The sequence below is a fragment of the Erythrobacter sp. 'gip.4 top 5' genome (genome assembly GCF_056495765.1).
The window spans coordinates 1,681,035-1,702,563 of the sequence record NZ_CP200270.1 but is presented as its reverse complement, the minus strand read 5'-3'; the positions used below and the strand labels follow the sequence as shown (position 1 = coordinate 1,702,563).

Annotated in this window: 18 protein-coding genes, 1 tRNA gene and 3 pseudogenes; 10 read left to right on the top strand and 12 right to left on the bottom strand. The window is 62.0% G+C overall.

Features of this window, described 5'->3' with window-relative positions; translation table 11 throughout:
* Nucleotides 1–11: 11 nt before the first annotated feature.
* Nucleotides 12–188: pseudogene (locus tag ACRANW_RS08140) on the bottom strand (DUF6456 domain-containing protein); the annotation flags it as partial.
* A gap of 95 nt (nucleotides 189–283) precedes the next feature.
* Between ACRANW_RS08140 and ACRANW_RS08135 the strand changes: the two are divergent.
* Nucleotides 284–865, top strand: coding sequence for a helix-turn-helix domain-containing protein (locus ACRANW_RS08135; RefSeq protein WP_479431319.1), 582 nt, complete (start codon nucleotides 284–286; stop codon nucleotides 863–865).
* A 25-nt stretch (nucleotides 866–890) separates the two neighbouring features.
* The gene (locus ACRANW_RS08130) at nucleotides 891–2,078 is read left to right on the top strand and encodes a glycosyltransferase (RefSeq protein ID WP_479431318.1); all 1,188 of its coding nucleotides are present in this window, start codon (nucleotides 891–893) and stop codon (nucleotides 2,076–2,078) included.
* A gap of 30 nt (nucleotides 2,079–2,108) precedes the next feature.
* On the opposite strand, the gene secF is transcribed toward ACRANW_RS08130, so the two are convergent.
* From secF to yajC, 3 genes are read right to left on the bottom strand one after another with little or no spacing between them, the layout of a single operon-like run.
* Nucleotides 2,109–3,086 (bottom strand): protein translocase subunit SecF, encoded by a 978-nt coding sequence (gene secF, locus ACRANW_RS08125; protein WP_479431317.1) that lies wholly within the window; start codon nucleotides 3,084–3,086, stop codon nucleotides 2,109–2,111.
* Between the two features lie 13 nt (nucleotides 3,087–3,099).
* Nucleotides 3,100–4,674: a protein translocase subunit SecD gene (gene secD, locus ACRANW_RS08120; RefSeq protein WP_479431316.1), complete on the bottom strand. Its 1,575-nt coding sequence runs from the start codon at nucleotides 4,672–4,674 to the stop codon at nucleotides 3,100–3,102.
* A gap of 55 nt (nucleotides 4,675–4,729) precedes the next feature.
* Nucleotides 4,730–5,059 carry a preprotein translocase subunit YajC gene (gene yajC / locus ACRANW_RS08115; protein ID WP_479431315.1) on the bottom strand — a complete coding sequence of 110 codons (330 nt, stop codon included), beginning with the start codon at nucleotides 5,057–5,059 and terminating at the stop codon, nucleotides 4,730–4,732.
* A 198-nt stretch (nucleotides 5,060–5,257) separates the two neighbouring features.
* Between yajC and ACRANW_RS08110 the strand changes: the two genes are divergently transcribed.
* From ACRANW_RS08110 to ACRANW_RS08100, 3 genes and pseudogenes are all read left to right on the top strand, one after another.
* Nucleotides 5,258–5,334, top strand: a tRNA-Pro gene (locus tag ACRANW_RS08110).
* A 417-nt stretch (nucleotides 5,335–5,751) separates the two neighbouring features.
* A pseudogene (locus ACRANW_RS08105) lies at nucleotides 5,752–5,931 on the top strand (transposase); the annotation flags it as partial.
* Nucleotides 5,932–6,403: 472 nt separating this feature from the next.
* Entirely contained in the window at nucleotides 6,404–7,045 is a 642-nt protein-coding gene (locus ACRANW_RS08100; protein WP_479431314.1) for an NADPH-dependent FMN reductase, read from the top strand.
* Between the two features lie 149 nt (nucleotides 7,046–7,194).
* Here ACRANW_RS08100 and ACRANW_RS08095 read toward each other — a convergent pair.
* From ACRANW_RS08095 to ACRANW_RS08085, 3 genes and pseudogenes are all read right to left on the bottom strand, one after another.
* Nucleotides 7,195–8,136 (bottom strand): annotated as a pseudogene (locus tag ACRANW_RS08095) (TonB-dependent receptor plug domain-containing protein).
* Nucleotides 8,137–8,197: 61 nt separating this feature from the next.
* On the bottom strand, nucleotides 8,198–8,608 hold the full coding sequence (locus ACRANW_RS08090) for a hypothetical protein (protein WP_479431313.1): 411 nt from the start codon (nucleotides 8,606–8,608) through the stop codon (nucleotides 8,198–8,200).
* A gap of 74 nt (nucleotides 8,609–8,682) precedes the next feature.
* The gene (locus ACRANW_RS08085) at nucleotides 8,683–11,469 is read right to left on the bottom strand and encodes a TonB-dependent receptor (protein WP_479431312.1); all 2,787 of its coding nucleotides are present in this window, start codon (nucleotides 11,467–11,469) and stop codon (nucleotides 8,683–8,685) included.
* Nucleotides 11,470–11,649: 180 nt separating this feature from the next.
* On the opposite strand from ACRANW_RS08085, the gene ACRANW_RS08080 reads away from it, so the two are divergent.
* Both ACRANW_RS08080 and ACRANW_RS08075 read left to right on the top strand, forming a co-directional pair.
* A complete protein-coding gene (locus tag ACRANW_RS08080) occupies nucleotides 11,650–12,990 on the top strand; it encodes a pectate lyase (RefSeq protein WP_479431311.1) in 1,341 nt (446 codons plus the stop codon).
* Nucleotides 12,991–13,082: 92 nt separating this feature from the next.
* A complete protein-coding gene (locus ACRANW_RS08075; RefSeq protein ID WP_479433894.1) occupies nucleotides 13,083–13,433 on the top strand; it encodes a cupin domain-containing protein in 351 nt (116 codons plus the stop codon).
* 1 nt (nucleotide 13,434) lies between these two features.
* Here ACRANW_RS08075 and ACRANW_RS08070 read toward each other — a convergent pair whose 3' ends face one another.
* The 5 genes from ACRANW_RS08070 to ACRANW_RS08050 form a co-directional block, all read right to left on the bottom strand.
* The gene (locus ACRANW_RS08070; RefSeq protein WP_479431310.1) at nucleotides 13,435–14,961 is read right to left on the bottom strand and encodes a carboxylesterase/lipase family protein; all 1,527 of its coding nucleotides are present in this window, start codon (nucleotides 14,959–14,961) and stop codon (nucleotides 13,435–13,437) included.
* The gene (locus ACRANW_RS08065) at nucleotides 14,948–15,952 is read right to left on the bottom strand and encodes a sugar kinase (RefSeq protein ID WP_479431309.1); all 1,005 of its coding nucleotides are present in this window, start codon (nucleotides 15,950–15,952) and stop codon (nucleotides 14,948–14,950) included. Before ACRANW_RS08065 ends, ACRANW_RS08070 begins: the two co-directional genes overlap by 14 nt.
* Before the next feature lie 9 nt (nucleotides 15,953–15,961).
* On the bottom strand, nucleotides 15,962–16,717 hold the full coding sequence (gene kduD / locus ACRANW_RS08060; protein ID WP_479431308.1) for a 2-dehydro-3-deoxy-D-gluconate 5-dehydrogenase KduD: 756 nt from the start codon (nucleotides 16,715–16,717) through the stop codon (nucleotides 15,962–15,964).
* Nucleotides 16,718–16,735: 18 nt separating this feature from the next.
* Nucleotides 16,736–17,368, bottom strand: a complete 633-nt coding sequence (locus tag ACRANW_RS08055; protein ID WP_479431307.1) for an RpiB/LacA/LacB family sugar-phosphate isomerase — start codon at nucleotides 17,366–17,368, stop codon at nucleotides 16,736–16,738.
* 89 nt (nucleotides 17,369–17,457) lie between these two features.
* Nucleotides 17,458–18,477 (bottom strand): LacI family DNA-binding transcriptional regulator, encoded by a 1,020-nt coding sequence (locus ACRANW_RS08050; RefSeq protein WP_479431306.1) that lies wholly within the window; start codon nucleotides 18,475–18,477, stop codon nucleotides 17,458–17,460.
* A 170-nt stretch (nucleotides 18,478–18,647) separates the two neighbouring features.
* Here ACRANW_RS08050 and ACRANW_RS08045 point away from each other — a divergent pair, with 170 nt between their 5' ends.
* The 3 genes from ACRANW_RS08045 (at nucleotide 18,648) to ACRANW_RS08035 (ending at nucleotide 21,516) form a co-directional block, all read left to right on the top strand.
* Complete coding sequence (locus ACRANW_RS08045) at nucleotides 18,648–19,424, top strand: 2-keto-4-pentenoate hydratase (RefSeq protein ID WP_479431305.1); 777 nt, start codon at nucleotides 18,648–18,650, stop codon at nucleotides 19,422–19,424.
* Between the two features lie 150 nt (nucleotides 19,425–19,574).
* Nucleotides 19,575–20,468, top strand: coding sequence for an SDR family oxidoreductase (locus ACRANW_RS08040; protein ID WP_479431304.1), 894 nt, complete (start codon nucleotides 19,575–19,577; stop codon nucleotides 20,466–20,468).
* 10 nt (nucleotides 20,469–20,478) lie between these two features.
* Complete coding sequence (locus tag ACRANW_RS08035; RefSeq protein WP_479431303.1) at nucleotides 20,479–21,516, top strand: oxidoreductase; 1,038 nt, start codon at nucleotides 20,479–20,481, stop codon at nucleotides 21,514–21,516.
* The last annotated feature ends 13 nt before the right edge of the window (nucleotides 21,517–21,529 follow it).

The window sequence follows — 21,529 nt, the reverse complement described above, 5'->3', positions numbered from 1 at the left end:
GGACTTGGTATGAGTGCCTCTCCTGCATCAAGCAACCGGTCGGACAGGTGTCCGCGCGAATGGAGCCAGACCAGCGGGCTTTCAGCAAGATTGACCGTCACTGTGCGCCGCGGCGTGGCAGGACCCTCGCTGCCACCTCGGCGCGGGCCTTCAGGGGTAAGTTCGCGTTCGACCAACTGGCGTTTCATGCTGATTTCCTTCGCTGGATGAGAAAAGGCGACTTGCCAAGCGCGCACATCTGTAGGAAAGAAAAAACCAATACGGTTAAATTGAGCGAGACTCCATGATCAATCGCATCCGCGACATCCGCAAGGCCAAGGGGCTTACGCTGGCCGACCTGGGGGCCGCCTGCGATCCGCCCACCACCGCGCAGACCATCGGGCGGCTGGAGACCGGAATGCGGCAGCTTTCGCTGACGTGGATGAACCGAATTGCTGCGGCACTCGGCGTCGAACCTGCCAGCCTGATGCGCGCCGACTCCGCCGCGGCGGCGCAAATCGTGGCCGAACTCACCGCCGCCACCGGGCCGGAAGCCCTCACCATGCCACGCGAGGCGGTGATGCCGAATGAGTTGAGCCGCGAGGACGGCCCTGTTCCGATGGTGCTGACAGTGAAAGACAGTGTCGGAGAATACCGACCGGGCGATCTGGTCTGGTTGCGCCCGCTTGATCCCGCAAACGCTTCGGGCGCGATCAATCGCGATTGCCTGTTGCCCCGGCCGGGCGGACGTTTTGCCTTTGGACGGCTGATTGACCGGCGCGGAAAGCTTGTCGGCCTGCTGCCACCAGGTGCAGGGCAAAAGCAGGTGGTGGTTGATAATCCGGCCTGGATTGCGGTTGCCTTCATGCTGGTCAGGCCGCTTTAATGGCCTCGGTTTAAGGCAGATCGCCATGAAGCACGTCCTTGCCCTCTCCACGCTCTATCCCAACCCGGTCAATCCGCGGTTCGGCACCTTTGTCGCCCGCTCGCTGGAGGCGCTGGCCAAGCGCGGCGATTGGCGGGTCACAGTGGTCAGCCCGATCGGCCTGCCGCCGCTTGCGCTGGGGCGGTACCGCCCGCTGGCTGACCTGCCTGCTCAAAGCGAGGATGGCGACGTTCGTATCCATCGGCCGCATTTCACTCTGATCCCCCGCATTGGCGCACGCCGCAATGCAAGCGCGATCGTCCGCGCTGTCTTGCCCTTGGTCAGCCGCATCCACGCAGAAACGCCGATCGATGTTCTCGACGCGCAGTTTTTCTTCCCGGATGGGCCGGCTGCTGCCGAGCTCGCCAGGGCCACCGGCCTGCCACTGTCGATCAAGGCCCGTGGGAGCGACATCAGCTTCTGGGGCGATCACGAATTTGCCCGGCAGCAGATCCTCGCAGCGGCGAGCACAGCCACGGGCTTGCTGGCTGTCAGCCATGATCTCGCCGGGCAAATGGCGGCGATGGGCATGGATGCCGCAAAGATCACGGTGCATTATACCGGGCTGGACCGAGACCGTTTTCGCCCCTTTGAACACACCCAGTTACGCGCCCAACTGAGCCGAGAACTTGGTTTCGACATGCCCGACAATGCGCCCTTGCTGGCCTGTGTGGGCGCACTGATCCAGCGCAAGGGGCAGGACATCGCCATCGCCGCGCTGCGCGACATTCCCGGCGCGCGATTGGTGTTGATCGGCAAGGGTGAAGACGAAGCACGGCTGCGCGCCTTTGCCGCCAGCGAAGGCATGGCGCACCGCGTGCATTTTGCCGGCTCGATCGATCACAATCTGATGCCGCTGATCCTGTCCGCCGCCGATGTGATGGTGTTGCCCACGGTCAGCGAAGGACTGGCCAATGCCTGGGTCGAAGCGCTGGCCTGCGGGACGCCGGTGGTGACGAGCGATGTCGGCGGCGCGCGCGAACTGATTACGAACGATACCGCCGGACGCCTGGTGGCCCGCACCCCCCATGCCGTGGCCGCCGGGATTAACGCTGTGCTGAACAACCCGCCAACGCGCGAAGCTGTCGCGGCGCTGACTGAGCATTTCAGTTGGGACGCCAACGCAGAAGCGCTGGCGGCGCATTACGAAAGGTTGGCGGCCGGCGGGGCATAAGCGCCCCGCCCTGCCAATTCGACCCCGCGCTTACGTCTGACCGCGGGCAATCTTTTCCTGCCGGTCCGCCGCGCTTTCAGTCGGCACGAAGCTGTTCGACGTGACCCCCATCCAGATCAGCAGCGGCCCTGCCATGTAGATCGACGAATAGGTGCCGATAAACAGGCCGGCGGTGATCGCGGCGACCATGCCGAACAGGCTCGGTGGCCCGAAGATCAGCAGCGGGATCAGTGCGATGAATAGCGTCAGCGATGTCATCACGGTGCGTGCCAGGGTTTCGTTGACCGAAAGATCGAGCAGCTCTGGCAGCGGCATCTTGCGGAACTTTTTGAGGTTCTCGCGGATACGGTCATAAACCACGATGGTATCGTTGAGCGAATAGCCGATGATCGCCAGGATCGCCGCGACGATCTGCAGGCTGAACTCCAACTGCGTCAGCGCAAATAGGCCCACAGTCACCGAAACGTCGTGCACCAGCGCAAACATCGCGCCGACACCGAACTGCCATTCAAACCGGACCCAGATATACAGCGATACCGCCGCCATGGCCGCCAGAAGCGCGAGGATCGCCTGATTACGGAACTCGCCGGCAACCTTGCCCGAGACGGTGTCGTTCCCGTCCTTGCGTGCATCGGGATATTGCTGCGCAATCGCGTTGATGACTGTGTCGCCGATGGCGGTGGCCGCGCCGGGGGTGTCCTCAGCCCCTTCGGGTAGCGCAACGCGGATCGACACCTGGTTGGGCGCGCCGAATTCCTGCACCACCGGCTCGCCATAGCCAAGACCGCCGACCAGCTCGCGCAGCTGCGGGATCGGCGCGATGTCGCGCTGCGCAAAGGTCATGCGCACTTCCTGTCCGCCGGCAAAATCGACTCCGAAATTGAGGCCGTTGACGGCGACCGCGGCCCAGCTTCCCAGGATCAGCACAATGCTGAGCACGAAAAACGGCACGCGCAGTTTCAGGAACTTGATGTTGGTGTTGTCGGGAACGAGCTTCAGGAGTTTCATCGTCTCGTGCCTTTCAGATTGTGATGTCGTTGGGCCGCGCCTTGCGGAGCCATCCGGCGACCATCATGCGGGTCAGCGTCACCCCGGTGAACACCGACGTGATGATGCCGACGACCAGCACCACGGCAAAGCCCTTGACCGGGCCCGAACCGAAGGCGAACAGCGCCAGCCCGGATATGACGTTGGTGAGGTTGGCGTCAAAAATCGCGCGGCTGGCTTCTTTGTAGCCGGTCTCGACCGCGGCGATGACTCTGCGGCCCCGTGCGCGTTCTTCGCGGATCCGTTCGTTGATCAGCACGTTGGCATCAACCGCCGCGCCGATGGTGATGACGAAGCCTGCAATCCCCGGCAGCGTCAGCGTGAATCCACCCAGCGCCATCAGACCCAGCAGCATCAGCACGTTGAACACCAGCGCGATGGTCGCATAGACGCCGAAACGGCCATAGGTCGCCATCATCAGCGCGATCACCGCAATGCTGCCGATCGCCATGGCGAGCAGCCCTTTGCGGATCGAATCCGCGCCGAGATCCGGACCGACCGTGCGCTCCTCAACGATGGCCAGCGGCACCGGCAAAGCACCGGAGCGCAGGGCAATCGCCAACTGGTTCGCGCTCGCCGGCGTAAAACTGCCGGAAATCTGCGCGCTGCCGCCGATGATCGGCCCATTAATGTTGGGAGCAGACAGAACCTGACCATCAAGAATAATGGCAAAAGGCTTGTTTACGTTTTCCGTCGTCAATTTGGCAAACTTGGCCCCGCCTTGCGCATCGAAACTGATGTTGACGACGCTCTGATTGGTCTGGGGATCGACCCCGGCTTGCGCGCCGGTCAGGTTTTCGCCGCGAATACCGCCGAGGCGGCGGACAGTGACAAACTGCCCTTCAAACGGCGTCCCGGCCGCATAGGGGAAAATCTCGGTGCCAACCTGCGATCCGGCGGGATCGGCCACCAGCTTGAATTCGAGCTGCGCGGTCTGACCCAGCAGTTCCTTCAATGCCTGCGGATCCTGTAGGCCCGGCACCTGCACCACGATGCGGGTATCGCCCTGCCGAATGATCGTCGGCTCACGCGTGCCCAATTCGTCAATCCGGCGGCGCACAACCTCGGTCGCGCTGGTCATGGCATCATCGATCGCCTGTTCGACCCCGGCCTCGTTCTGGGACAGCACCACGCGCTGGCCATCCACCACCTGAAGATCCCACTCACGCACGGTGGTCTGGCCCTGCATCACAGGTTCGATCAGTCCGCGGGACCGATCGATATCGGCGGCGTTTTCAAGCATGAAAGACAATTGCCCGCCTGCGGTCGACACATCGCCAATCCGGATACGGGGGGTGGCGCCGCGCATCAACTGGCGCACGGTTTCTTCCATGTTGTCCAGCCGTTGGCTACGCACGTCGTCGGCGGTCGCTTCCAGCAACAGGTGCGATCCGCCAGCCAGATCCAGCCCGAGATTGACCTGCGGGTTGGGCAAAGCCGAAGGCCAGTCCATCCCCGCGACATTGAACAGCGAGGGCAGCGCAAGCAGCGAAGCGGCCAGGGTCAGCCCCCACAACCACAGCTTTTTCCAGAGCGGGAATTCGAGCATTGCGTCAGGGTCTCACGCGCAAAAGGTCAGGATGATCGTAGCCTTGCGGCGCTGATCAGTCGTTGGCGGGCTTGCCGCCCGGCAGGATGATGTCACCCAGCGTCGCCTTGACAGCCTTAACCCGGACATTGGTGCCAAGCTCCAGTTCGACGTAAGTTTCGTCGACTTTCATGACCTTGGCCACAAGGCCCCCAGCCGTGACGACCTGATCGCCCTTCTTGACGGCGGCAATCTTGGTCTGATGCTCTTTTTGTCGCTTCATCTGCGGGCGGATGATCAGGAACCAGAAGATCGCGATCATGCCGATGATCGGCAGAAAGCTGATCCAGGCTGGCGGCGCACCGGCGGCGCCCGCTGCAGCGGCGGCAAGAAGGTCGAATGTCATGCGATAAAGCCTGTCAGGATCTTGTTGAAGATATGCCAGGGGCGCGCCCGTGGCCGTTCAAGTGGGCGCGCCTAGCAGCATTGCAAGCGCCCCGCAATTGCGTGGGCACCGGGAGGCGGAAAGGGGGCAGCAAGACTTTGTCCCAAACCGGCTTGCCAGCCCCAAATGCTCCCCCTATAGGCCCCACTCCACTGGTGTCGGGACGTAGCGCAGCCTGGTAGCGCATCACACTGGGGGTGTGGGGGTCGGAGGTTCGAATCCTCTCGTCCCGACCAGTGGACCCTCTTCCTCAGAGCAAGACCGCAGAATTCCTCAACTTTTGAGGAATGATGCGATGCCGTTCGGAGCCTTGAGTCCCAAAGCGTGCACCAGCCTGTGCACCTTTGTGTGCACCAGTGTTCGTGCCCAGCCTAAAGGTCGTTCACAAAACTCGCACGAGAGATCGCAATCAAGTGGCAGCGGCCGATGAGTATCTATCGGCGCGGTGCCGTGTTCTGGTGGTGACGCCGGCTCTCCGTGAACAATCTTGATGCGCGATGTGTGCCAGCGGCGCCCGCTTTGGTTTCGCCTACTGCGCGATCTAAAATGCTCCGCATATCGCTACGGACCGCTGACCGGCTCGAGGCGAGACGCAGGGGATTGTCCCTCGACGTGGAGTTGGAAATGGTAGCCATTACGATGCCCGAGAGGGCAAGGGATACGACGGTGATCGCTTCCGGGAGACCTTGCTGGTCCGGGGCATCCTGCCGATCATCCCGCCCCGTTCGAACCGCAAGGTGCCCGAGCATCCCGACTATCGCCGCTACCGGGACCGCAACCGCGTCGAGCGCATGTTCGGAAAGCTCAAGCAGCAGCGCCGGATCGCCACCCGCTAAGACAACACCTTCCTATCGTTCGCAAGCTTCCTCAACATTGCCGCCATTCGCCTATGTTAAATCTTTTACCAACACGGCCTAGAGAGTCAGAGCCCTAAAAGATCTGCTTATTGGCTGTGGCCACCTCGCTCATTCTCTCACCCGATCGCTAACGACCACGCCTGCTGAGATTTTATTCGCAATTTCAACGCAGAACCTGGGACTTAGCCGCCACTCCTAAACGGCACGTCAAACGTCGTGTCTCGCCAGAAGCCGACAATCAGAGTTCGCTCAACCGGACCGGGAAAGCGACAAGAACTGTGCTGTTGGCGGATGGCGGCATCTGGCAGCTTTTCTAAGGAAGGCGTGTCTCTCTGTTCTTAATTCCGATTGGCCGGGGCAGCGCAAATTACGCAGTCATGCAAGCCCTACTCTGCTAAGCACTGTAGAAGGTGTTGAGCGGGTGAGGTCTCGGAGCTATCCCGTCACGATGAACATACTGGTTTTCCTCGGATCTGCCCGTGACAGCACTCCGCCCCACCCGGCCCGCCTTGGTGCGCGGGTCAGCGCGATGTGCCGCCGTCTGCTCACAGCCCGCGAACACGAGGTGCACCCGGTCGACCCGCTGGATTTCGAGACGTCCGGCGTTTTCAAACCCCACTTCGCCTATGCCGAGGGCCGTGCGCCGCAAGCGCTTGATGATCTGGCCAAAGCGATCACCAGTGCCGATGGCTATGTGATGGTCAGCCCCGAGTATAATCACTCCATGTCGCCCGCCCTTGCGCATCTGCTCAATCATTTCGGAGCCTCGCGGTTCGCCTGGAAGCCGAGCGCAATCGTCACCTATTCGGCAGGGCAATGGGGCGGCGCGCGGGCGGCAATGGGGATGCGCGGGTTCTTGTCGGAATTGGGATGCCTGCCCGTGTCAGCCATGGTGCACCTTCCCAAGGCGCATGAAGTGATCAGTGAGGAAGGCGCATGGATCAGTGATGCGGAGCGCTGGGACGGTTACGTGAGCCGCACTTTTGCGCAACTGGAATGGTGGGCAGAGGCTGCCCAGCGCCAGCGGGCCTTGTCATCCAATGTTACACCCGCTTTTGATCGCGATCCATCCGAGCGAAACGCGCCCTGATCATTGGGAGACGAAGCGGCCACGACGCCATTTTGTCGGCTGCCAACGTAGCCCCGTCTAAGCCGTGTATGGGGACTATCCTAAGTTCGTTCCTCCAGACCTGAAATTCGCAAACCGACCCCATGCCAGCCACTCACCAAGGTCAAATCTCAATCCTCGCCAAACCGCAGCCGAAACCCAGCGTTCAGGATGAACCCTTCGAGCGGTGCCCATGCGTCGACGGTCCATTGTCCGCTCGGCGCACGTCGGGGGAGCAGCAGCGGGTCGGTGCGCGATTGGCGGACATCCAGCAGGTTTTCGGCGTTGGCGAACAGGCTGAACCGCCCAAGCACTATCTCACCGAGCGCGCCGAGGTGCAGATAGGGGCGTGAGCGGGTGCGGAACGGGTTGTCTTCGAGCGACTGGCGGCCAGTGTAATAGGCTTCGATCCCGATCCGGCCTTTGCCGTGCTCCTCCCACATGCCGATCAGCCCGGCTGTGTGTTTGGGCGTGAGTGGCACTTGCCGCCGGCCCAAACCGGAGGGATTTGGCTCGCTTGAAGCCACCAAAACGTAGCTTCCGGTCACTGTGAATCCATCCTGCCGCCAGCGCAGCAGCAATTCGGTGCCGCGTAGTCGGATGGTCCCATCAATATTGACCAGCCGCACCCGGTCGGGCGCGATCGGCTCGATCCGCGTGGCGTTGCCGATGTCCGAACCGAACAGCGTCAGGTTCGCCTCCCACGGACCCCTTGCATAGCCAATGTCGAGCTAGGCTGTGGTCGCGGTTTCGGCCTCAAGATCGCCAAGCGGCTCGAGCCGCGACAGACCCGCCGCCTCGATCTCGTCCACGAACGGCGTCGGGCTAAAGTATCCGCCGCCAACAGAGGCTCGGATCGTCCACAAGCCCGGCTTGTAGAGCGCGGAGACACGCGGGCTGAACTGCGTGCCGAAGGTGTCGTGGAAATCGACCCGCGCACTGGCCGCAAGGGTGAGGTCGAGCGCCGCCTCTTGCTCCACCTGCGCGAAGACGCCGGGCACAGTGTAGGTGTAATCGAAAGCGGGGAAGGTTTCTGACCGGAACCCGTCAGACTGGAACGCCGCACCTGCCACCCATGCGGTCGTGCCGCTTGCTCCCGCCAGTGTCGTTTCGGCGAATAGGCTGGTGTGGCGGTCAGCCCTGATGCGGCAGGCGGTAGAACAGCACGTAGGCGGCAAACCCCCGCGCTGCCAGCCAACGGGCCATTTCAAACCCTTCCTTGTCGATCACCACATGGGAATAACCACCGCCCGGCGTGATCAGCACGCCAGCACCGTTCGGGCGGGCGGGCCGGAATACCACGATGCGTGGGCGGGCAATGGCCTGCATGATCCGGTCGGGGAATTGCGGATCGGCCGATCGTTCGACAATGCGCTCGGCAGGCATCAGGCCTGGCGCACCCGGCGGAACACCGGGCCACAGGTCGATCCACTCGGCCGGCTCTGCCATGCTAAGACCTACCCCACCCTGAACCGCTGCGCCAGCCAGAGTGGGAGCGGCAACGCCGATCCCCAATCCGGCCAGGGCAGTACGGCGATCGAGCATGGGTAATTCCCGGGCAGGTTCGATGAAAACGCAAGGCCTTGCGCCCCAATGCGGCGGCGCAGGGCCTTGGGCGGTTAAAGCGAGAAGCGCGCGCCGACCATGATCACCCGGCCAAAGTGATTGTTCTCGTAATTGCGGCGGCTGGGATCATTGACCCAGCGTTGGCGATAATCGTCGGTCAGGTTGGTACCTTCGAGCGCAAGTTCGATCCCTTCGGTGACGCGGTAACGGATCGTGGCATCAAGATTAAGGCTGCTGCCAAACCCTTCGAAGATGTTGCGGGTTGCGCTGACGCCGTCGATGAAGCCATCACGATACGCCACTGACGCGCGCGCTGAAAACTTGGCGTCCTCGTAATACACGGTCGCGTTGGCGGACTTTTTGGCAAGGTCAAACAAAGGGCGCGTGAAGGTCTCGGGCGTCCCGCCGGTGGGATTGCCGCTGCTGTTGATCGCGGGCGCCGGGCCGAGCAGCAGATAGTCCGCGTCACTGTCGATGAGGGTCACGTTGCCCAGCACCCCAAAGCGGCTGAGGAAGCCTTCGGAGAAAACGCTGAAGGGCAGGTTGAGCTGGAGCTCGACGCCCTTCAGGCTGCCGCCTTCACCATCGATCTGAGTCCGGAATTCGATCGGAACCGCCGGATTTTCGCCGCCAACGACGGCGGTGTGCAACGGTGTGCCGGGAACTAGCAGCGAGGTCGGCAGCTGGCTGTTGGCATAGGTGCCGTAGAAGCTGCTGGCGATCGGGAAGCTCTTGATGTCCTTTGCGAAGAACGCGACCGATGCAATGGCGCCGGGCGCAAAATACCATTCGAGGGCGGCATCGAAAGCATCCGCCCGGAACGGCGAGAGGAACGGGTTGCCCGATGTGATGCGGAAATTGAACGGGTCGATGGTGCCGCCCGGCGTGAGGTTGCCGAGGCCGGGGCGGGTGATCACCTTGCTCCAGGCACCGCGCAGCACAAGATCATCGGTGATGAAGGCGTTGAGGTTTATCGCCGGCAACCAGTCATCATAGTCCCGCACGACTTCGACTTCGGTTCCGGAAACCAGCCCGGTGGAGGCCTGATCGGTGCGGACATAGCGCAGGCCCGCGTTTCCGGTGACCTTCATTCCACCAATTTCGGTGTTCCAGTCGACCTGCGCATAGCCGCCCTTAACCTCTTCCGTCACGCCTCGGTCAGAGCCTTGGTTCAGAACGGCGGGACGATCAAACAGGCCTACCGCATTCGCAGCCGCTTCTATGCTGGGGATCAGCCAAGATGTGGTGGTGCCGGCCGGCTGGCCAGCATTGCCGAGGTTGAAGATTTCGGAAATGGCATCGTTAACCTGCAGGCCCACCTGACCCGGAGCGCAGGCAAAGGCTGCGCAATAGGTGGTGTCACGCTGGAACTGGGCCGTGTCGAAGGTGAACTTGCGATACAGCGCGCCGACCTCGAAGGTGATTCCGTCGAACGCCTCCCATTGAACGTTGCCCGAAATGGTTTCGAACGTGTTGGTGACGTTGCTTGGACGGTCGCGCAACTCTGCCAGCTGGAACTGCGCCGGGTTGCTGATCCCCGCACCACCGAAGGTGATCTGCGGCGAGAACATGTCGGTGTAGTCGTAGCTAAAGCCGTTAAATCTACGATCATCGAACACGATCGTGGCTTCAACCGGGCTATCGGCATCGGATTTCGAGGTACCGGCCAGCAGGGTGACGTTCACCCGGTCTGAGAGCCGCTGCTCCAGGCGGCCTGAAATCTGGTAGAATTCGGTATTGAGCTCGCGGCGGAAACTTTCCGTGCGCACCCACGCATTGTTGAATGTGCCGGAAATCAGATTGTTGTTCTGGTCGATTTTGTAGTCGACCACATCAATGGTGCGCTCGTTCGACCGGAACAGCACTTCGCCCCAAAGCTCGTTGCGAGTTTCGTTGAAGGTTGCGTACAGACCGTCGATTGAAAGCTTGGTGTTCTCGCTGGGCGCCCATTGCACTGCGCCGGTAAGGCCAAGGCGTTCACGATTGTGTTCGATCAGACCATAGCGCGGAATGCGTGGGTGGAAGGCGAGCGCAACTTCGTTGCAGCCCGCACTCGGCACGTAGGTATTGCCCGAAAAGCACGGCGTCCCGGCAACCGAGCGAAACGCGCCCTGCGTCCAGCGAACGGTATTATTGCCGAGCTGCGGGGTGACATATTCGCTGTAAGCGGCCGAAACCGAGGCACCAAACGTGCCATCGGCATTGGTCCACCCCAGCAAGCCCGAAAGGCGCGGGCCAGCATCGTCATTGAGGTCATTGTATCGCATCTGCGCTGAGGCGACGAAGGTAATGCCGGAATCCAGCGACAGCGGATTGCCCGTGTTCAGATCGATAACTGCGCCAAGCGAGCCTTCGTCCAGCCCGGCTTCGGCGGTCTTGTTAACGACGATCGAATTAAACAGCTCCGAAGCGAAGATGTTGAAATCGAAGCCGCGCCCATTGTTGTCCGGCGAGGTCGCGATGGTTTCCATGCCATTGACGCGCACGCGGGTAAACTGCCCGCCAAGGCCGCGCACGACGACCGTGCGCCCTTCCCCGGCATCGCGCTGAATGGCGATGCCCGGAACGCGCTGCAGCGATTCGGCAAGGTTGGTGTCGGGAAATTTCGCGATGTCTTCAGCGACGATCACGTCGACCTGGTTGTTGGAATTGCGCTTGGCCTGGATTGCCGCAGACAGCGAGTCCCGGAACCCCTGAACGACGATCGCCTCGCCTTCATCTGTCACAGCAGCGTCTTCAACGGTGATCTGCGCATCCTGTGCAAACGCGGCTGCAGGCATGAACAGCGCGCTAACCAGCAGCGCCGACTTGAAACGATACAAATTGGAAATCTGTGACACGCCGCCTTCTCCCTCTTGATCCCCAGGAAGACTGACACCGGTTTCCGCTGACGCCGCAAAGCATCAAACGCACCCCTGCTCACTCTCCCGCCCCGATTTTTGGTAACCGGTGTCATTGCGAATTCCCACTTGCTGCCCTTTCTGTCAAGCAACTAGCCTGGCTTTGGGAGTGTGACAGAAATGCTCGGATTTTTCGCTTGGATTGCAAGTATCGCACTGCTGATTGTGGCCTTGCCGCAACAGGCTTACGCCCATCCGGTTGACCCGACGCAAGGTGGAGCGGGCGGGCAAATCATCCGGGTGACGACCTTGGCCAAATCCGGCCCCGGCAGCCTGACCGAAGCGCTTGAGGCTGAGGGTCCGCGCATCATCGTGTTCGAAGTCGGCGGTATGATCGACCTCGGACTTGAAACCCTGGCCATCAGCAATCCCTATGTCACGATAGCGGGCCAAACCGCGCCTTCTCCCGGCATCACGATTATTCGTGGCGGGATTGATGTCCGAACGAATGATGTGAAGATTTCGCACCTGCGGGTTTTGTCCGGCGTTTCCGGACAGACAGTGAAGAGCGGCTGGGAAGCGGATTCTTTCTCGACCGTGGCCGCACACAGTGTCGTCATCGAAAACAGCACGCTTATGTGGGGCGTAGACGAGAATATGTCCGCCAGCGGCCCGCGCTTTACGGGCAACACCGTCGAGGAATGGCGCAATGGCACCAGTCGCAACATCGTTTTCCGGCTGAACCTGGCGGCGGAAGGTCTGGCCGAAGCCAGCCATCCCAAGGGCGAGCATTCCAAAGGATCGCTGGTGCATGACAACGCGACCGGCATCGTGTTCGACCGCAATATCTGGGCCCACAATGTCGAACGCAGCCCGCTGGTGAAGGGCGGCGCGCAGGTGCTGATGGTCAACAACCTGATCTACAACCCGCAAAAGCGCGCGGTGCATTATAACCTTATGGACCTGGAATGGGCCGGGCAAGCGCCGGTGACCGGCGAGATCACGGCGGTCGGCAATGTAATGCGCGGGGGCGAGGATACCGATCCCGGTCTGCCGTTCCTAATGCTGGGCGGGGTTGGCGATCTAGCTTTTTTCGGGCGCGACAACATGGCCGTCGACCGGATGGGCAATCCGCTGCCGATGTTCGGGCGTTATGGGGTGACGGGGGCCAAACTGATCGAAGCCGCAGCGCCGCTCGCCAGCCTTGATCGGTACGACATCATCCCCACCCGCGACGTGGAAACCACTCTACTCGCGACAGCCGGGGCGCGCCCGTGGGATCGCGGTGCGGAGGAAATCCGGGTGCTGTTCTATATCGCTGAAGGGCGCGGCCAGATCATCGATTCCGAAGACGAGGTTGGCGGCTATCCGAAGCTTAAGCCGACCGCTGCACCCTTTGTCGACGCGGAGTGGAATCTGGCCACCATGACCCCGAATTCGGGCGTCTATCCGAGCCAGAAGCCGGGGGCCCAGGAGCACCTTTCGCCGCGCGACCGGGCGATGCGGGCGAGCGGGCAATGATGATCGCTGTGGCGGCGGCCGCGCTGCTGCTGAGCACGGGGACGCTGGTCGATGATACACCCACGCCAGCCCCGCCCATACCAGCTCCTCCCATGGTCGTGATCCGCGAGGCCGACACGATGCGCGAGGAGCCCCCGCCGCACGGCGCAATCGGCATGAGCACCGCGTTCCGCATTTCCGACGCCGTGCCCGCCCCGCGCGCCATGGAATTCCGCCGCCGCGTGCTGCACATCGGTGCTGCTATCGGCGAACACCCGATCAATCATGACGAGGTTTACTACGTCCTCTCCGGGCGCGGCGAAGTGGTGTCGGACGGGGTGAAAGCCATGCTCGAATTCGGCATGGCAGCCTATCTCTATCGCGGTGCGGTGGTCGGGATTGTGCAGCTTGGTGAAGCCCCACTCGATCTGATTATCAGCTACCCCAACCCGCCGATACCGTAACTCAGGTGCCGGGCTGCACGTAAGGCGCGCGGGCAAACAGCTCGCGCTCCCACGCGCGCGGACTATCGACCACCCGGCTGTCGGTATCAAACACCATCGTTGCGCGGCGCGTAAGGTCATAGGCGGGCCATCCTGGATCGCCGGTCCGGGCAAAACGGACGAAGGCGTCCATCACCACCGCGCTCATTGCCGCCTGCGCCCGGCTGGGATCAGGCACGGTGCCGAAGGCCAGACCGATATCGTCGGTATGGGCCGCGTTTTCGAAATCGAGCTGATAGACGAAGGTGTTCGCGCCGCCGCTGCGCGCCCGCGCCTCAGCCTCTTCGACCTGCCCGCGCCAGCTGCGCGCAGGCGTCACAATGCGGTGGAACAGGTCAAGCGGAGCGGCGTCTGGGTAGCGCGCACGGAACTGCGCCACGACCCAATCAGGCGCAATATCGACCTTCATTTCCGGCGCGATCCGGGCGGCGAGATTATCCCACGCCAGCCCGCCCAGCACCCGGCCATCGGCGGGATAGAACGCCCGCGTTTCAGCCACGGTATTGCCCAGCAGCAACGGGATCTGCGACGATTGCGGCGGCGCATCGGGCCAGAACGGATGACGCGGCAGGCTGCGCATATCCAGCACCGGCCCCATATAGACCCGTCCACCCAGAACTGGATCTTTCGCGTCGAGCGCTGCAAGTAACGCCTCCACCGGCGCAGTGGCAGGATCGACGCCCTCGCCCAGCGCCGCCAGAAATGCCTCGGTGCGCTTGCCTGCATTGACCGGCCCGGAAGCGGTCACCTGCTGCCCACTCATGGTGATCGCCTTGTGAAACAATCCCACTGCCGCTGGCATCGCCATCAGCGTCGCAATCTTCGCCCCGCCGCCCGATTGGCCGAACAGCGTGACATTGCCCGGATCGCCGCCAAAGCTAGCGATGTTGCGCTGTACCCATCCCAGCGCGCAGATCAGATCAAGCTGCCCGGCATTGCCGCTGTCGGCGAAGCGATCGGGCAGGTAGAGATATCCCAGCGCGTTCAGCCGGTGGTTGACCGTTACCACCACCACATCGCCCCGCGCCGCCAGCGCTGCGCCGTCATTCAGCGGGTCGGTGACGCTGCCGTTGGAATAGGCCCCGCCGTGAAAATAGACCATCACCGGACGCGGTGCGGCTGCCGGTGCAGGCGGTGTCCAGACGTTAAGGAACAAGCAATCTTCCGACTGCGGCTGGTAGGCTTTTCCCGGTTGCGGGCACGCTGGACCAAAGCCGGGAGCCTGCTGGGCCATAGCCACGCTTGCAATGACCGGAACTGGCGGTTCAAACCGTGCGGCACGGGCATAACGAATGCCGACATAACGATGGGCGCGCACCGTTACGCGGTCGGTCGGATCATAGACGACGCTTCCGACATATTCGCCCCAGGCGCTGCGCACTTGCGGCACGCATATTGTGGTTGCGCCCATCGGCAGCGCGATCGCGCCAAGCGCCCCCGCGCCGCCCGCCAGAACAGCGCGACGGCTCCAGCGGTCAGCGGAGGACATCACCTGCACCAATCCTGAAACTGTCGAGCATATGCCGGCTGACCGGGGACATATCGCCTACGATCGTGTGCTTGAGCGCTGCCAGCGCCAGCCCACGCTGCGCCATCAGCGTCAGATCGCCACCTTCAAGCCAGCCATCAAGCACGCCGGCGGCAAAAGCATCCCCAGTGCCGATCCGGTCGATGATCCCAGTCACGTCGACCTCCTCGGTCTGATGATAGCCTTTCGTGCTATCAACCCGCGCCGAAATCCGGTGGTGAGTGCTCGTTACCAGATGTCGCGCAGTCGATGCGATCAGTTTGAGGTTTGGGAAAGCATGGAATGCAGCTTCGGCCGCTTCACGCCGTCGCGTTTCACCCTCGCCCGAGAAGTCGCGGCCCAACAGCAGCGAAATGTCGCGGTAATTGCCGATCAGGATCGTTGCATCAGCAACCAACTCGCACAGGATCGTACGGGGGTCGCTATCCCACGCCGACCAAAGTTGCGCACGGTAATTACCGTCGAAACAGATGGGCACCCCCACTGCGCGGGCCGCCGCTTGCGCCGCTTTGGCCAGTGCAACGCCATTGGGGCCGAGTGCGGGCGTGATACCTCCGCAGTGCAGCAGCCGCGATCCGGCCAGCGCGCTGTCGAAATCGATGACGTCCGGACTGGCGCAGGCAAAGGCGCTGCCCGTCCGGTCATAAGTGATCGCCGCAGGCCGCGGACCAGAACCGGTTTCGAGGAAATAGAGCGCCATCCGGCCCGGTGCTCGCGTGACGGAAGCCGTATCGATCCCGCAACCGCGCAAAGCCGCCAACGCACGTTCGCCGAGCGAATTGTCGCTCACCACACCCGCAAACCTCACCGCATGACCGAGCGTCGCCAGCGCCGAGCCAACATTGGCCTCCGCTCCGCCGACCGCGAGATCGAACCCGTCTGCCTGCACCAGCAACCGCCGGTCAGGAGGCGAGAGGCGCAGCAGCACCTCGCCAAAGCAGGTGATCGTCATGCGCGAGGTCTACCGCGCCAGCCAGCCGCCGTCGACCGCCAAGATCTGGCCGGTGACATAGTTTGCCGCGCCCGAAGCGAGGAATACCGCTGCTCCGGCGATATCGTCTGGCCTGCCCCAGCGCCCGGTCGGGATGCGTTCCAATATCTGGCGATTGCGCACCTCGTCCGCCTGGAGCGCGGCGGTGTTGTTGGTGGCAATGTAGCCCGGCGCGATGGCGTTGACCTGCACGCCTGTGGGTGCGAGTTCATTTGCCAGCGCTTTGGTCAGCCCTGCCACGCCCGATTTTGCCGCAGCATAGCTCGGCACGCGGATACCGCCCTGAAAGCTGAGGAGCGAGGCGATATTGATGATCTTGCCCGATCCTTGCGCCACCATCACCTTGGCTGAGGCCTGGCTAAGGAAGAACAGCGTCTTCAGGTTGGTATCCACCACCGAGTCCCAGTCTTCTTCAGTGAAATCGGCCAGATCGTTGCGACGAATGATTCCGGCATTGTTGACGAGGATATCGAGCCCGCCCAGCGCCGTGACTGCCTGATCGACCAGATGCTGTACCGGCGCGATGGTTGACAGATCGGCGCGCAGATCGACCGCGCGGCGCCCGGTCGCGGCAATCAGCGCCAACGTCTCATCCGGCGCACTGCGCCCGGCCAGCGCCACATCCGCCCCCGCATCGGCGAGCGCGACGGCAATCGCCTGCCCGATCCCGGTATTGGCCCCGGTGACCAGCGCGCGCTTACCGGTCAAATCAAAGGAAATCGCCATGTCAGTCGCCCCTCTGGATCACAGCGCCTTCAGGTAAGCGGCGATGCCATCGTCCTGGCAATTGGGGTAGAAATATTCGGCGAACTTCTCGCCTGCAATCGCGGCGCGCAACAAGTCCTGATCAATGGCCCCGAGCACGCTCAGCATATCGTGGCAGCTCGCCGCCTTCAGATCTGCCAGTTTGCCGCGATTGGTCGCCATAATCGCGGCGCGTTCCTTGGGATAGCCAGCGCCTGGCTCGCCTTCGAACAGCTTGCGGTAACAATCCTGCAGGTTCAACTCGGCCGCCCAGCCAAAGCCCTTGGCATAGGGCATCGAAATCGCATTGCCGGCATTGATCTGGCTGAACAAGAACGCGTCGGTCGGATCGATCACCAGCCCGCAGAACACGCCGGGCATGGCGTTGCAGGCCAGCATCGAGCCCATGCCCGTGCCGCAGCCGGTGACGACGAAATCGGCGGCCTTGCTGTTCAGCAGAATGCCGGTCAGCACCCCGTTCATGACATAGGTCAGCGAGGCGGAATCTTCAGCCGAATACATCCCGTAATTGAACACCTGATGCCCCAGCGGCTCGGCCACGGCGGTCAACGCTTCATGGATGATGGCGTTCTTGGCGGCTTGGCTGTTTTCGGTAATCAGCGCGATCTTCATATGCTCTCTCCGGCGCGGGTCCGGCCCATTAGGAAACCGGTGTCATGAATGACATAGCCGCAATGGCCCCAAGGTTTCAACCATAGTCTTCATCCGTGTGGCGGAGCGACAGACAGTCGCTTCACCAGCTTGGCGGGGAAGCGGAACGCCTGCGCGGCCGGATCATCGGGCGCGATCAGTTTCAGCGCGGCGGCGCGGCCCATTTCGCGCACCGGCCAGCCGACCGTGGTCATCGGCGGCCAGATATGCGCGGCAATCGGCGAATCATCGAAGCCGATAATCGACAGGTCATCAGGCACCTTCAGAGCGCGCAGCCGTGCGGCATGGAAAGCCCCGGCGGCCATTTCATCATTGCTGGCAAAAATCGCCGTCGGGCGGTCCGCCGCTTCCAGCAAGCGAGTCGCTGCCGCCATGCCGGATTCGAAACGATAGGTGCCCTGCGCGCGCCATTCGGGCGGCACTGCCAGCCCATGCGCCTGCATCGCAGCCATGAACCCTTCACGCCGTTCAAAAGCAGACCGGAAGCCGTCGGGCCCTTCGATCAGTGCAATCTTGCGATGCCCTATCTCGACCAGATGATCGACCGCCTGGCTCACCATCTCGCGATCATTCGACGCGACGATGTGATCCTCGTCATCCAGCATTGCCGAACCCATCCGCACATAGCCACAACCCATTTCCAGACAGAGCTGCGCCAGCGCATCATTCTCGGAAATCGGCGGCAGGATCAGCACGCCGTACAATCGCTGCAATTCCAGAAACCGGCGAATATCATCGAGCAACGTCGGCGAATGCCGATCGACCGGACGTACCACCAGTGCAAATTCGGTTTCTCGGATCGCGTCGAGCACGCCTTCCTGAAAATTCAGCACGGTCTGCGCGTTGGGGTTGTCGTGCAGCAGTCCAAGCAGGAAGTTGTGCCGCAAGGCCAGCGCTCGCGCCTGCGGATTGGGGACATAGCCCAACTCGGCGATCACCTGCTCAACCTTGGTACGGGTATTCTCGGTCAGCAAGGGCGAGCGGTTGATCACCCGGCTCACTGTCTTTTTCGAGACACCCGCCAACCGGGCCACATCATTGATCGTTGGCGTCTTGTTCGATTTGGGCATCGCTGGCTTTGTACATCTTTCCTTGAACCGCGTCCCTTCTAGAGAGCAATTGCGCGAATGCAAAAGCACGACACCCGAAGCCACGCGTCCATGTCCAACAAAGCTTTTGACACCGGTTTCCTTTTTCGCCAAGGCTTAGCCGCGTGGGGCCTAAAGACGAGAGGGAAACTGTGCTTTCGGAAGCTTGCGAGATCGCCGGTGCGTTTGTCGCTGCGCGCCGCAGCGGGGACGCAATCAGCCAATTCCCAGGCCGCCATCCCCAAGATTTGACCAGCGCCTATGCCATCCAGGATTGCGCGCTATCTCTTTGGGATCGCAAAGTCGGTGGCTGGAAGGTCGGACGGATTAACCCTCCGGGCGATGCGCTGCTGGGGGCGGATCGGCTGGTTGGTCCGGCGTTTTGCGATGCCATTATGTTTGACACTGATGCGCCCTGCCGGTTCGCCATCTTCCACGGTGGATTTGCGGCGGCGGAGGCTGAGTTCATGCTGCGCCTGGCGCCGCAGGACGGGCCGCTGCCCACCAGCCATGCTCAGATGATGGACTGGATCGATGAAGTCCGCATCGGCATTGAGATCGCCTCCTCCCCCTATGACCGGATCAATGCCGATGGGCCGTGCGTGACAATTGCTGATCATGGCAATAATGCCGGGCTGTTGTTGGGCCAGATCGTCGAACGCGACGACTGGGCGCGACTTGATGAGATTGAAGTATCCCTCGCCATCGAGGGCCGTGAGGCGGGCCGGGCAACAACCGCGACGATGCTCGATGGCCCGTTTGGCGCGGCGCGTTTCTTGATCAGGAATCTCGCGAGCCGCGGCATCGCGCTTGAACCAGGCTGGTGGATTTCCAGCGGCGCGATTACCGGTGTTCACGAAGTTGCACCGGGCTGCATGGTCACGGCCAGCTTTGCCGGGATCGGCTCGGTCGAAGCACTGATCACTTGAACCGGCCATAAAACCTCTGCGCCTTACAGCGCCTGCATTTATGCGTTCGAACGATGGATCATGCGACGCGGTGTAGCGCAACGGGATTGCGTGCGACGGATCATTACCCTAGTCCACGCTCCAATTTCTTGAACTTTCGGTGTTTGGGTTATGCGGTTTCTGATCACGGGCGGCGAAGGGATGCTGGGGCGTGCGTTTGCTCGGCTGACCCCGCAATTGGAACGATCATCGGTATACGCACCCGGCAAGGGTGAACTCGATGTCCGTGATACTGACGCGATGTTGGAGGCGGCAGTACACGCGCAAGATGGGTGGGTGGTGCACTGCGCCGCGATGGTCAATGTCGAAGGCTGTGCGCGCGATCCAGACAACGCGCGAGACATTATCGTCGGCGGTACCAAGAACGCCATAGCCCTCGCGCGGGCGGCAGGTGCCCGGCTGTTTTATCCGCAGAGCTTTCTGGTGCACGACGGGCAGCACAATCCCATCCCCGAAGACGAGACGCCCCGCCCGCTCGCGCTGTACGGCGAACTCAAATATGAATGCCAGCGCCTGATCGAAGACGCGTTTGATGATGCGCTGATTGTGACCATGGCTGGTTTTTTCGGTGGTGAAGAAGCCGACAAGAACTTCGTTGGACGGATCATTCCGGCAATGCATGCCGCGATCCTGCGCGGCGAAACCCGATTCTCGGTTGGAGACCGGGTCTGGCAGCCCACCTGGACTGACGATCTAGCCTTCAATGCCCTGCACCTGATGCAGGCCGGCTGCAACGGACGCTACCAGATGGCCTGCCATGGCGAAGCAAGCTTTGCTGCAATCGCATCCGAGATCGTGATGGCGCTCGGCTGGGCTGATCGCCTCACGATCGATCCGGTTGATGCAACGACAGTCTCAGCCAATGAACTGGGTCGCCGGCCCGATCGAGCAGTGCTCTCTTGCGATCGACTTCGCGCCGAACGGTTTGATCTACAACGCGATTGGCAAGCGACCTTGCACGCCTATCTGCGCCATCCTTTCTTTGATAAATACCGTTTTTCCTGAGAGACCCTGCATGACCAAGCTGTTTCAGCCGCTAGAAAACCCTGCTTTTATTCGCTTGCGCAACCGCACTGTGATGTCGGCAATGAGCCGCAGTTTCGCCGATAGCGAACGCCGCGCGACCGACGATATGGCCGCCTATTACACCCGGCGGGCCGAAGGTGGTGCCGGTCTCATTCTGACAGAGGGCACCTTGATCCATGCTTCGGGTGATGGATGGGCCAACGCGCCCTACATCGCCGAAGCCAAACATGCTGACGCGTGGCGCAAGGTTGTTGACGGCGTCCATGCCGAAGGCGGGGCGATCGCCTGTCAGCTTTGGCACATGGGTCGCATCAGCCACGAGGACTTTACAGGTGATGCACCTGTCAGTTCCACTGACCGGGCAGCGGCGGGCATGAACCGTCAGAACAACAAGCCTTATGGAACCCCGCGCGCGCTCTCGGCAGACGAAATGCCGGGGATCTACGACCTGTTCGCCGACGCGGCCGAACGTGCGCTGGACGCCGGCTTCGATGCAGTAGAACTGCACGTGGGCCACGGATACCTGCCCGATCAGTTCCTTGACGGCCAAGTCAACGATCGCACCGATCAATACGGCGGATCTGTCGAGAACCGCTGCCGGTTTGCGCTCGAACTGGTCGAAACGGTGACCCGTCGCGTACCTGGCAGGCAGGTCATGGCACGCATTTCGCCCTCACGGATGATGGGGGGATTATACGAATGGCCCGATCTTGATGCGATGATTGCCCACCTGATTCCGGCACTTGGTCAGCTTGGCCTGGGTGCCCTCGATGTCAGCTGCGCCAATTCGCCATATGCCGAGACCGCGGGGCGCATGGTCCGCAAGATCAGGCCGCTGTTCGATGGCGTCATCGTGGCTGGCGCATCGCTCACCCCGCAAGAGGCGGAAGCAGAGCTGGAAAGTGGTTTCGTGGATGCGATCACGTGGGGCCGCGCGTTCATCGCGAACCCCGATCTTCCCCGCAAAATTGCGGCGAACGAAGACCTTGCGCCGTTTGAAGACACGATGCGCAACACGCTGGTGTAGCGCGAAACGAAGT